The organism is Nostoc sp. 106C, assembly GCF_002154725.1.
GTDB lineage: Bacteria > Cyanobacteriota > Cyanobacteriia > Cyanobacteriales > Nostocaceae > Aulosira.
In genome coordinates this window covers 1-11,885 of record NZ_MTAW01000222.1, presented here as the reverse complement: position 1 = coordinate 11,885, position 11,885 = coordinate 1, and the positions used below count along the sequence as shown (strand labels likewise).

The 11,885-nt window shown below is 41.8% G+C and carries 11 protein-coding genes and 2 pseudogenes; 7 read left to right on the top strand and 6 right to left on the bottom strand.

Features of this window, described 5'->3' with window-relative positions:
• Nucleotides 1-1,969: CHAT domain-containing protein (locus BV375_RS32945; protein WP_143842284.1), on the top strand; the 1,969-nt coding region annotated here is incomplete at its 5' end.
• Here the strand turns inward: BV375_RS32945 and BV375_RS32940 are convergent.
• The 4 genes from BV375_RS32940 to BV375_RS32925 are packed head-to-tail and all read right to left on the bottom strand — an operon-like array spanning nucleotide 1,966 to nucleotide 5,444.
• Nucleotides 1,966-2,334, bottom strand: coding sequence for a hypothetical protein (locus BV375_RS32940; RefSeq protein WP_086768401.1), 369 nt, complete (start codon nucleotides 2,332-2,334; stop codon nucleotides 1,966-1,968). The genes BV375_RS32945 and BV375_RS32940 overlap by 4 nt on opposite strands.
• 13 nt (nucleotides 2,335-2,347) lie before the next feature.
• Nucleotides 2,348-3,418: a DEAD/DEAH box helicase family protein gene (locus BV375_RS32935; RefSeq protein WP_243714127.1), complete on the bottom strand. Its 1,071-nt coding sequence runs from the start codon at nucleotides 3,416-3,418 to the stop codon at nucleotides 2,348-2,350.
• On the bottom strand, nucleotides 3,418-4,464 hold the full coding sequence (locus tag BV375_RS32930) for a PDDEXK nuclease domain-containing protein (protein ID WP_208099229.1): 1,047 nt from the start codon (nucleotides 4,462-4,464) through the stop codon (nucleotides 3,418-3,420). Before BV375_RS32930 ends, BV375_RS32935 begins: the two co-directional genes overlap by 1 nt.
• Nucleotides 4,461-5,444 (bottom strand): restriction endonuclease subunit S, encoded by a 984-nt coding sequence (locus tag BV375_RS32925; protein WP_243714128.1) that lies wholly within the window; start codon nucleotides 5,442-5,444, stop codon nucleotides 4,461-4,463. The genes BV375_RS32930 and BV375_RS32925 overlap by 4 nt, the downstream gene beginning before the upstream one ends.
• 26 nt (nucleotides 5,445-5,470) lie before the next feature.
• On the opposite strand from BV375_RS32925, the gene cas12k (BV375_RS38485) reads away from it, so the two are divergent.
• The 5 genes and pseudogenes from cas12k (BV375_RS38485) (at nucleotide 5,471) to BV375_RS38480 (ending at nucleotide 8,987) form a co-directional block, all read left to right on the top strand.
• On the top strand, nucleotides 5,471-5,851 hold the full coding sequence (cas12k, locus tag BV375_RS38485) for a type V CRISPR-associated protein Cas12k (protein WP_243714126.1): 381 nt from the start codon (nucleotides 5,471-5,473) through the stop codon (nucleotides 5,849-5,851).
• A 304-nt stretch (nucleotides 5,852-6,155) separates the two neighbouring features.
• Nucleotides 6,156-6,350, top strand: coding sequence for a transposase DNA-binding-containing protein (locus tag BV375_RS32915; RefSeq protein WP_086768397.1), 195 nt, complete (start codon nucleotides 6,156-6,158; stop codon nucleotides 6,348-6,350).
• Between the two features lie 17 nt (nucleotides 6,351-6,367).
• Nucleotides 6,368-7,357 (top strand): annotated as a pseudogene (locus BV375_RS32910) (IS4 family transposase); the annotation flags it as partial.
• Nucleotides 7,351-8,067: pseudogene (gene cas12k, locus BV375_RS32905) on the top strand (type V CRISPR-associated protein Cas12k); the annotation flags it as partial. The pseudogenes BV375_RS32910 and cas12k (BV375_RS32905), both read left to right, overlap by 7 nt.
• A gap of 236 nt (nucleotides 8,068-8,303) precedes the next feature.
• The gene (locus BV375_RS38480) at nucleotides 8,304-8,987 is read left to right on the top strand and encodes a hypothetical protein (RefSeq protein ID WP_243714125.1); all 684 of its coding nucleotides are present in this window, start codon (nucleotides 8,304-8,306) and stop codon (nucleotides 8,985-8,987) included.
• A 169-nt stretch (nucleotides 8,988-9,156) separates the two neighbouring features.
• Here the strand turns inward: BV375_RS38480 and ilvC are convergent, their stop codons facing one another.
• Together ilvC and BV375_RS32890 are read right to left on the bottom strand one after the other, a co-directional pair.
• Nucleotides 9,157-10,152, bottom strand: a complete 996-nt coding sequence (ilvC, locus tag BV375_RS32895) for a ketol-acid reductoisomerase (RefSeq protein ID WP_086768395.1) — start codon at nucleotides 10,150-10,152, stop codon at nucleotides 9,157-9,159.
• A gap of 250 nt (nucleotides 10,153-10,402) precedes the next feature.
• Nucleotides 10,403-11,269: an aldo/keto reductase gene (locus BV375_RS32890; protein ID WP_086768393.1), complete on the bottom strand. Its 867-nt coding sequence runs from the start codon at nucleotides 11,267-11,269 to the stop codon at nucleotides 10,403-10,405.
• 344 nt (nucleotides 11,270-11,613) lie between these two features.
• Between BV375_RS32890 and BV375_RS32885 the strand changes: the two genes are divergently transcribed.
• Nucleotides 11,614-11,883, top strand: coding sequence for a hypothetical protein (locus BV375_RS32885; RefSeq protein WP_243714124.1), 270 nt, complete (start codon nucleotides 11,614-11,616; stop codon nucleotides 11,881-11,883).
• Nucleotides 11,884-11,885 lie beyond the last annotated feature (2 nt).

The window sequence follows — 11,885 nt, the reverse complement described above, 5'->3', positions numbered from 1 at the left end:
CTACAGCAATAGAATCAAAGGAGACAGGGCAGATAACATTGAAACAGCGATCGCTGCTTATAGTGCTGCTTTAACTGTCTACACTAGGGAAGAATTCCCTGTTGATTGGGCTGTAACGCAAAATAATCTCGCCAATGCCTACAGCAATAGAATCAAAGGAGACAGGGCAGATAACATTGAAACAGCGATCGCTACTTACAAAGAGGCTCTGAAAGTTAGGACTTTTGAAGCTTTTCCCCAAGACTATACAGAAACTTTGTGGGGGCTAGGAATTGCTTACCAAAACGCAAACCAGTTTGACTTAGCGTACAATACTTTTGAGTCTGCCATTGCAACTATAGAATCTTTACGAGAAGAAATAGTATCTGGAGAAGAAACCAAGCGCAAACAAGCGGAACACTTTAACCAAGTTTATAGCCGCATGGTAGAAGTTTGCTGCGAATTAAATAAGATTACCGAAGTAATTGAATATGTTGAACGTAGTAAAACCCGCAATTTAGTTGAACAAATCCTCGAACGAGACTCTAAAACCATCTTCCCTCCACAAGTAGTCACTCAACTAGAAACATACAGGGATGAAATAACCACAGGACAATATCAAATCCAAAATGGCAAAGCTGAAAATCCAAAAGTCCTTGCACAACATCTCCAAGAATTGCGACAGCAGCATAATGAATTGCAAAACCGCTACTTACCCATTGGTTATGGTTTCAAATTCGACTCTTTCCAAGGTTCTTTGGATGAGCATACAGCCATTATCGAGTGGTATATTCTCGACGAGAAAATTCTGGCGTTTATTATCACAAAAAAAGGAGAGGTAAGTGTTTGGCAATCCCAACCAGAAGACCAAGAAGCCTTGTATGATTGGATAAATCAATATTTGCAGAATTACTACAATCAAAAAGACCAATGGCTAAATAACTTAGGTAAAGCACTCAAAGAATTAGCTTCGATTCTGCACATTGATGAAATACAAACCCAGATACCAAAGCACTGCGATAAACTCATCCTAATTCCCCATCGATTCCTGCACTTATTCCCCCTTCATGCACTCCCAGTAAATCAAAATTCTGAAAATTATTCTTATCTTCTAGATTTATTTGCTGGTGGTGTCAGCTATGCACCTAGCTGTCAACTACTGCAACAGGTACAACAGCGCAAACGTACTGACTTTCAATCTCTATTTGCAATTCAAAATCCTACAGAAGACCTGAATTACACCGATTTAGAAGTACAAGTTATTCAAAGCTACTTTAATACTTCCAAGATCCTGAAAAAAACAGCAGCGACACTCACAGCAATTAATAATTCTGACTTAAATACTTATCACTGCGCCCACTTTAGCTGTCACGGATATTTTAACTTAATAAATCCTGGTAAATCAGCCCTAATTTTGGCAAATGCACTCATAGCTGATACACTTCCACAACAAAATACAGAACGTTATCTGAATTTACGAGCAGGGGAAACCCACGATTTAGACAAATATCTTACCCTAGATAAAATCTTCAGTCTTAAATTAGAAAAATGTCGCCTCGTTACCCTTTCCGCGTGCGAAACTGGATTGATTGATTTTCAAAATACCAGTGATGAATACATTGGTTTACCTAGCGGTTTTCTACTAGCTGGTAGTCCCAGTGTTGTTAGTTCTCTCTGGAAAGTAGATGACCTTTCCACCAGCTTTTTAATGATTCAATTCTACGAAAACTTAGTAAAACTTGATAACCCAGAAGCAGGAGATGTTGCCATAGCTCTTAAGGAAGCTCAAATATGGCTGCGAAATCTGACTATTGAAGGATTAGACAGATTTTTGGAGAAACACAAACCGCAAATTGAAAAAGTCCTTGCTCAACTCAGAGTAGGACAACGCATCATATTTCAAGAATCTTTGAAACTAATCAAGCAACGTCAACCCTTACCTTTTGCAAATCCCTACTACTGGGCTGGATTTACAGCTTCTGGGCTTTAAGCACCAGATTCCGGTACTTTACAAAATTTTTTTGCACCAAGTTTAAACACACATATACTAAGTGCAGTTGCTAGACCAGGAGGAATGCCAGCACCTATGGAGATCGCTTCTATAGCTGGAGCAAGGAATCCCGATTCTAAAGCTTCTCGGACTTCCTCTTGACAGATGAATTGACGGATTTTTTCTAACCAATTATTTAATCCTCTATCTGCTTCTTGTGCAGTTTCCCGGATCACTAGGAGTTGAACGGCATCATCTAAATAGCCTTCACACTCTTCTATGGTATCTAAAGCTACTAAAGCCTCTTGACGATCCGCCAACTGGCTGCGAAACTGGCTAATTTCCTCTGCTGTAACGGTAATCATTTAAAATTTTTAATCAGTAAGTAAGAAAACCGTCGTTGATGCCGTCTTTGAGAGCATAGGTATAAACTGGCTCACCGAAGTAGGTGTAGGTGTCTGCGTTATTTTTTCGTTTAGGAGTGGCGGTGTGTCCAAGTTGTACTGCTGGGGAGAAATATTCTAAAATACCCCGCCAGGTGCTTTCGTCACTGGCTCCGCCTCGGTGACATTCATCAATGATGATAAAGTCAAAGAAGTCGGGGGGATAGTCGCTGAATTTGGGCGTAGGATTGCCAGCGTCTTCCCGTCCAGTCATAAAAGTCTGGAAAATGGTAAAAAAGATACTGCCATTTTTGGGTACTCGACCCCGTTTTTTGATGGCTTCAGGGTCGATGCGGACTAGGGCATCATCGGGGAAGGCAGAGAAAGAATTATAGGCTTGGTTAGCTAAGATATTGCGATCGCTTAAAAACAAAATTCGCGGACGGCGGGTGGGTTGTCGGCTGAGGTTCCAACGGCTTTGAAAGAGTTTCCAGGCGAGTTGGAAGGCAATGAAGGTTTTACCTGTGCCAGTTGCCATAGTTAACAAAATCCGGTCTTGTCCTTGGCAAATTGCTTCTAGGACGTGCTTAATGGCATTGTGTTGATAATAACGGGCTTCCCATGTGCCGCTTTTGTCTTCAAAGGGAATGGCAGCAAAGCGATCGCGCCACTCATTATTTTCGCTAAAGGTAGCTTCCCATAGCTGATCCGGAGTGGGATATTGGTTGATGTAGCCTTCTGCCCCTGTATACATATCTACTTGGTAGATACCGATGCCATTTGTGGAGTAGGCAAATCGAGTCTGCAACTTTTCGGCGTATTTTTTGGCTTGTCCTAAACCTTCAGTATCTGGTAAGTCGCGTTTTTTCGCTTCGATAACGGCAAGTTTTTCACCACGATATACCAGCACATAATCGGCGATGTCTGATTGAGCGCGTCTACCGTTGCCAATTAACCGACCAGGGGCAATAACTTCGCGGCGGATGCGACTACCTTCGATAACTCCCCAGCCTGAGGCTTTGAGTGCGGGGTCAATTAGTTCAGCACGGGTTTCGGCTTCGTTCATTATGGCTCGTCTTTGGAATATGGGAGTCGGCGGCGGGCAGATGCGATCGCTTCTTGCAGTTTAGCTTGTAACATCTCTTTAGGTGGTAATACGGTGAGGTATTCGGCAACATGAATACCACTTTTATCTAGTTCTAGTAATTCGATTTGCTCTTGCTTTTTACCTGCACATAAAATAATTCCTAGCGGTGGCTGTTCGTCAGGCTCTTGGTCGTATTTGGCAAGCCAGCGCAGGTACAGTTCCATTTGTCCTTTATATTCGGGTTGGAAGCTACCTAGTTTGAGGTCAATAGCTACAAGGCGTTTGAGTTTGCGGTTATAAAATAGCAGGTCAATATAAAAATCATCGTTGTCGATTTGCAGGCGTTTTTGACGGGCGATGAAGGTAAAGCCTGCACCTAGTTCTAGTAAAAATTGCTCAATTTCTCTCAGGATTGCATCTTCAAGGTCTTTTTCGAGATAGCGATCGCTCAATTCCAGAAAATCTAAAATATAAGGGTCTTTTAGCAAAATATCGGGTGATACCTGTTGAGTTTGGCGCAGTTGCTCTAGGTCATGGCGGATAGTTTCTTCGGGTTTGCGGGATATGGCAGTGCGCTCAAATAGCATAGAGTTAATAAGTTCTTGCAGTTGGCGGACGCTCCATCGTTCCAGTTGGGCAATTTCAATATAAAATTCTCGTTTTAGGGGATCGTCTATTGCTGTTAAAATTCGCAGATGTGACCAACTCAATTTGGAACACAGTGTGTTCACAATCTCGATATTTGGAAATGTCTCGGCAAACTGGAGGCAATGTCGCAGTTGTCTTTCACCCCAGCCTTTACCATAGGTTTGGGTTAGCTGCTGAGATAAAGAAACAATGATTTGTTTGCCATATTCAGCCCGTTGACCTTGTAAAACTTCGGTTTGGATGCGTTTACCAACTTGCCAATATAACAAAGTTATTTCTGCATTGATGGCAACGGCAGCGCGTTGTTTGGCGGTGTCAATCAGTTGACGGATTTCTTGAAATAGCAGATCGTTTGGTTGTGTCAAATCATCACTCATGCTGCAATTTCCTGTTTAGCAGTTTTTGGGGTGTCTGCGGTGAGTTCGCCAGTGAATGCTTTTTGCAGGATGGATTGTTTGAGTTCGTTGAGGGCGGCGATTTTTTGGCGGTATATGGCTGCGAGGCGTTGGGTTTCAAAGGCTATCTCATCAATTTTTTGTGCAATATTTATTTGTTCTGAAAGATTAGGAATCCATGTGCTATATCGAAAAAGATGATCACGGTTAACCTTCGGCATTCCTGCTCGATCTGAGCCTGAAATTGCATAGTTTGTGAAATTTCGACTCATTAGAAGATGGAATAAGAAGTCGCGGTTTAGTTGTCCATTATTAGGTAGTAATGGATAAACATCCGCACTACAAAGCCCACTAAATTCTGGTCTACAAGCTTTCATCAAGTAAGGGCGAATTTTACTATAGAGAACCATAGTTTCATCAAAAAGAAATTTTCCAGATTTCAGTTCTTCTTCCCTTGCAGTTTTAACCTCTATTAGTTCGCCAGTCATGGAAATCATATTACCTGCACCAACGTGGGGTAGATCAAGGAAATCTGGATGGCGAGGATCAACGAGTTTAGATGTGATGCTGCAAATATCTTCTAACTTCTTTTTTTCCCACCCGTCGCCTTTCTGGGTGAAAATGGCGTTTAGATAGCTTTCAAATAGTTCGCGGGAGTTGGCGAGGTTCTTTTCGGCGTTTGCGATCGCTCTATCAATCCCCTCAAACGCCTCATCCAAAATCGCCACAATCCGCTTTTGTTCGGCGAGAGGCGCGATAGTAATATGCAACTGCAATTGTTGCGTTATGCCGATGTAAGCACGAGTAGATCCAGCCCCTGCAATCTTTTTAATTTCATTTTGAAATTTTGGGCTATGGAACGAATAGTATAAGAAGCGGTTATCAAGTACTGAATTATCCAGAATTCTGTAGTATGTGACTTGTGGAGTTAGCACTACATAATCTAGAGAAGTCTGGAGAATCGCAGACCTGCCAATTGTACCTTTGTGTGAAAGTAGAACGTCTCCATCTTACTCGTTGTGCGATCGCATATCTGCTGAAAAATAACTGTAAAATCAGTGAATGCGACGAAGACCCAGAAGAGTTTACTAGAAATAGACGCAAAAAGGTAATAGAAATTGAGCGATTAAAAGACCAACTTCAAAGTCGCATACCTAAAGGTAGAGATTTGATAGGTGAGGAGTGGTTAGAAATTTTAGAAATTGCTACAACCAATGTACCTCAAGATGAAAATGAAGCAAAAGATTGGCAAGCAGCACTTTTAAGAAAAACTGCTGATGTCCCCTTTCCTGTAGCTTACGAATCTAACGAAGATATGACATGGTTAAAAAATGACAAAGTCGTCTCTTTGTTCGGTTCAATGGCTTAGGAAAACTGACCTTTGAGATTTACTGCGACAAACGTCATTTGCACTATTTTCGACGCTTCCTAGAGGATCAAGAAATTAAACGCAATAGTAAAAGCCAACACTCAAGCAGTTTGTTTACTCTGCGTTCAGGAAGGCTTGCTTGGTTGCCAAGACAAGAAAAAGGCGAAGCCTGGAAAGTAAATCAACTGAATCTTTACTCTGACTTTTCCCGTTAAGTCTTGAAAAGCTTACTGGTAAAGGGTTTAAAAGACAGCACAGCATATACGGTAAAGTAATTACAATAGCGTGCTAAAGGTAACAAGCAATGCTGGACTGGTGGGAAAGGAATTTTGCAACTTTAGAACTGGGCGATCGCCGATTGAATGAGCGCGCGATGTCGGTAGGTTATGCTCTGAGTATTGGATTCGGCAAAGCACTGTCGGAAGTTTTCAGTAGTGGAACAGCACTCAAGAGAGCCTATGAGTTTTTGCCAATCCAAAAGTGCAATTTCCAAGCGTGATTGAGCCGCACTGTCAGATGACGGCGGAAAATGTTGCAGAATGCGACACAGTGCTGTGCGTTGGAGACACAACTTTTTTTGATTATGGCAGTATTGAGGCTAAAAAAGAAGGTTACGGTCCAATTGGTAAGGGAGGAAACGGTTTAATATTGCACAGTGCATTAGCTATAGAACCTGAGAATGGTCAGTCCGTTGGGTTGTTGTGGCAAAAACTGTGGAATCGGGAGCCAAAGGCGAAACCACCACTGGATGAAACCCCAACACAAAAAAAACAAAGACAAGCCGCAGCCCGGAAAGAAGCCCGAAACCGCCCGTTTGAACAAAAAGAATCTTACAAGTGGGTAGAAGCACTCACTTTGGTTGAAAGACTTGTAAGCCAGCAAACACGAGTGATTCATGTTTTCGACCGCGAAGGTGATGTCACAGAAGTTTTTGATAAAACTCGTCAACTTCAACACACTGGAGTTCTGGTTCGCGCGGCTCATAACCGCAGTTTAGATTCCAATAGTGAACGTCTGTGGTCGAAGTTAGAAGCACAACCCATTATTTTTGAACAAGAAATCGAATTACCGCCGACTCAAAAGCGTACGCAGCGCCAAACTAAACTGGCTATCAGATTCTGTGCTATTAATCTTCGTACTCCTTACCGTTTTGATAATCGTGACCCGCTACCTGTGTATGCTGTTTATGCCACAGAAGTAAATTGCCCCGAAGGTGAAACTCCTGTCGAGTGGATGTTGCTAACTACAGAAGTTGTTGCAGATATCGAGATGGCTTCGATGATTTTACGCTGGTACTCTTATCGGTGGCGAGTTGAGGAGTATCATAAAATTTTCAAGTCGGGATGTCAGGTAGAAAAATATCGGCTTGCTGCTGAGGGGATGAAAACTCTCATTGGATTCTTGAGTGTGATTGCTGTTGAGCTTTTACAGTTGACTTATCTCCACCGCACTCAGCCTTTAGCGAGCGCAATTGAAATTCTCAATCCCCTTGAACTCAAGAAACTCTAACAAAGACAAAACAGAAAGATGAACTCAACGATAAACAGCAAGCTTTTATCACTCGACAGCAGTCAACACTCGATCGAATTAATAACCCTTTCCCTCGTCCTAGTAAGCCTAATTATCAAGGTCAACCCTCAATCCTAGTTGGCATTAGTTTTGGTCTAGAAAAGCCAGTTACAGTAGCAGTGGTAGATGTTGTTAAAAATGAAGTTTTAGCTTACCGAAGTGTTAAACAACTACTAGGTAAAAAGTATAACCTTCTCAATCGCCAGCGACAACAACAGCAGCGCCTATCACACGAACGGCACAAAGCTCAGAAACGAAATGCACCCAATTCTTTTGGTGAATCTGAATTAGGTCAATACGTTGATAGATTGTTGGCAGATGCAATAATTGCGATCGCCAAAACCTATCAAGCAGGCAGCATAGTTATCCCCGAACTTCGCTATATACGTGAGCAAATCAGTAGTGAAATTCAATCCAGAGCAGAAAAGAAATGTCCTGGTTGCAAGGAAGCTCAAAAAAAATACGCAAAAGAATATCGTAAGAGCATTCATCGCTGGAGTTACGGTCGATTAATTGAGAATATTAAATCCCAAGCTGTAAAAGCTGGAATTGCTATTGAAATTGGTACACACTCAATTAGAGGCAGCTCACAAGAAAAAGCGCGAGATGTAGCCGTCTTTGCTTATCAAGAACGTCAAGCCGCTTGAGTTTTATTCACTAATCCGAACCTTGACAATATAATATTTTTATAACAGCGCCGCAGTTCATGCTCTTTTGAGCCAATGTGCTGTGATAAATCTGGGTTAGTTTGGCGGTTGTCAGACCGTCATGCTTTCTGACCCTGGTAGCTGCCGGTTCCTGATGCTGCCATCTGTAGGATTCTATAGATGGGATAGGTGCGCTCCCAGCAATAAGGAGTAAGGCTTTTAGCAATAGCCGTTGTTTGCAACGGTGCGGGTTACCGCAGTGGTGGCTACTGAATCACCCCCTTCGTCGCAGGGCTGATTCATTCCCTAAAACAAGTAAAATTGCAAGGGTTGAGGGGATAAAAATCATCGGTGCTTCTCTGGTTGAACAATTGAAGAAAGTGGAAGATTTTAGAACGACTGATGGTCGAAGACATCCACTGTGGTTAGGCACTTATGAAATTATTATTTTGACACCCTTTGGAGATTATGCTCTTTTATCACATCTTAGTTATCAACAAAATCAGGAATTTGCTTTTGAAATTAATGATTTTATTATATCTGATCAGACTTATCTCTCAGTGTACCAAAACCAGCGGAACTATGTGTTCTTCTTCAGCTTGTTTATGTTAACTGCTATGGCTATTGGTGCCTTTTTTGCGACAACACCTGTAACCAACTGTACTTTTTACAAAAGCCTAAATAAGGTATTTATAGAGCGCAAAGGATTGCGCAGTCAACCAATCATTGAATTTCCTTTAGAATCTATTTTACGTTTTGATATTCAAGACAAAGAATTTAAATACTCTAAACTTTATCGGGATGTGATTGTGCTGCAATACTATCAAGAAATTCCAATAAATACAGAATATACAGATGAAAAAAGCGTGCAATATGCAGTTTCTAGGATACGTTATTTCCTGAATATAGGTAATAGTTAGGTGAATTCTAGTTATAAATTTACCGCAGCCGTTGGTTTCGACTTCGCTCAACCAACTGAGTGGTCGAGAGTTGAGCGAAGTCGAAACTCGTCAATATAAGTATTTTTTTAATCAGAAATCACCTTAATTGTTAGTTAACGCATTAGCTATTACCTATTACTAATTACAATTAAGCCTTTTTCAACCAGCTAAACATGGCGCGTAAATCTTTGCCAACTTCCTCAATGCGGTGTTCAGCTTCTTGACGACGCATGGCAGTAAATCCGGGTTTGCCAGATTGATTTTCTAACACAAATTCCCGTGCAAATTGTCCAGATTGGATTTCGCTAAGAATCTTCCGCATTTCAGCCTTGGTTTGCTCATTCACAATCCGAGGACCGCGGGTATAATCACCATATTCAGCAGTATTAGAAATGCTGTCGCGCATTTTGGCTAATCCACCTTCTACAACTAAGTCAACAATCAGTTTGACTTCATGCAGACATTCAAAGTAAGCCAATTCTGGTTGATAACCAGCTTCTACTAAAGTTTCAAATCCAGCTTTAATTAACGCACTCAAACCACCGCACAATACGGCTTGTTCGCCAAACAAATCAGTTTCAGTTTCTTCACGGAAGGTAGTTTCCAGAACACCAGCACGAGTACCACCAATACCTCTAGCATAAGCCAACGCGCGATCGCGTGCCCGACCACTGGCATCTTGATAAACAGCAAATAGCGCTGGTACGCCTTGTCCTTGTTCGTAAGTCCGGCGGACTAAATGCCCCGGGCCTTTGGGCGCTACCATTACCACATCTACATTCGCAGGTGGTACAACTTGACCAAAGTGAATATTAAAGCCGTGGGCAAAGGCTAAAACATTTCCTTCTTGTAAATTGGGTTCAATTTCGTTTTTATAAACCGCTTTTTGGACTTCATCAGGCAACAAAATCATGATAAAGTCAGCAGCATTAGCCGCATCTGCGACATTTTTCACAGTTAAACCAGCCTCTTGGGCTTTGGCAGCTGACTTACTACCCGGATATAATCCTACAATCACGTCCACACCACTATCTTTAAGATTAAGAGCGTGAGCATGACCTTGGGAACCATAGCCAATGATCGCAACGGTTTTTCCAGCCAAAAGGTCTAAATTGGCATCTTCGTCATAATACATCCGGGTCATAGCGCATCTCCTGTCAGCAAGCATCATCATTTATTGGCAGGCTTTTGATTTTACCCCAAATTGAGTAACCACAACTAAGCAATTCAAAATTCAAAATAGAGAATTGCAATCAAGCCAAGCATTTTGCTTATTGGTTTTATGCAAATTAAATACCCCTCAACGCATGGGATATTGAATTTATCTGTTTCGGCTGATAGGAAAACAAAGCAAAGAGTAAAACAAAGAATTTTTGCTGACGATTGACTAATGATTACGTTGCTTGATCAATTTTTTGGACTTCTGCTTCAGATAGTTGCAAATTCAGAGCCTGTACCGAATCTTCAATACTAGAAACCTTACTAGCACCAGGTATGGGCAAAATAGCAGGTGATTTGGAACGCAACCACGCCAGCACAATAGAATAAACTGATACGCCTTTTTGTTGAGCTAACTGCGCGATCGCGGGAATATCTTGCAAGTTTTGATGGCGACGACTACCACCAAATGGACTCCAAGGCAAAAAGGTTAATCCTTCTTGTTCGCAATACTTCAAAACGCCGTCAATTTCTGGCTGTCGTTCCCAAGGACTATATTGATTTTGCACCGAGACAATATCAACTACATCTCGGGCCTGCTTAATTTGTTCTACGGAAAAATTAGAAACTCCCACAAACCGAACTAAACCAGCTTCTACCGCTTCTTTAACTGGCGCGAGGGATTCTTCAATGGTGTATTTAGGATCGGGGGCGTGATACTGCCAAACATCTATAGGTTTACTACCTCCCAAAGCCTGAAAACTTTCCCGAATTGTTTGACGTAAATGTTTGGGGTTACCGTTGCGTACCCAGTTCCCATGAGGACGCATCAAACCGCCTTTGGTTGCGACAACTACATGGCTAACATCGGCTTTATAACTGCCAAGTGCTGTGTAAATCAATCGTTCGTTGTGATGCTTATCTGATTCATCTAAGCAGTAAGAGTCGGCGGTGTCAATGAATGTGATACCCAAATCCAAAGCCCGATGGATAACTTCGATGGATTGCGATTCGGAAGGGCGATTTGATATTGACATTGGCATCCCACCCAAGCCGATCGCACTTACAGAGACACCCGTGTTTCCTAACTGTTTGGTTTCCATGCTTCTAGCTCTTGTTTGCAGTGCTATTAATTATTTAGTAGCTGGTTACAGAGGTTTTGACAATTCATCTTTAGCCAGGTGTATCAAGAGTTATATTTAGATATTTAATTTCTATAAGGAGAGTGATCGCTCTCCTTATAGAGAAAATCAGCTTCCATTAAAACCCCCTAGCCTGGATTGTAGAACAATCGGTAGGTATACAGTTCTCGATGAGATGTGATCGCAAAAACCATCTATTGCGGCTTAACTCAATCGTTCGACTTCTGAATTGTCTGTGAAGAACGTAGTTGCATAATCACTTTTGAGAGGTATATCGTAGACTAAAATTCCTGTAGATATCGTGAATGAATAACATCAAAATTTTGTTCTTAGCAGCCGATCCTAGTGATTCTGCACGATTACTCTTAGGGCAAGAGTTACGAGATATCCGCGAAAAGCTGCAACTTTCCAAACAGCGAGATAGCTTCTCTTTGGAATCCCGTGAATCTGTACGTACTGGAGATATAACTCAAGCAATTTTAGATGTTGAACCTCAAATTGTTCATTTCTCCGGGCACGGCATAAGAGGATGTTTTAAAAGTCAAAACCAGTCAAAAATTATGCCAGTCGTCTGACC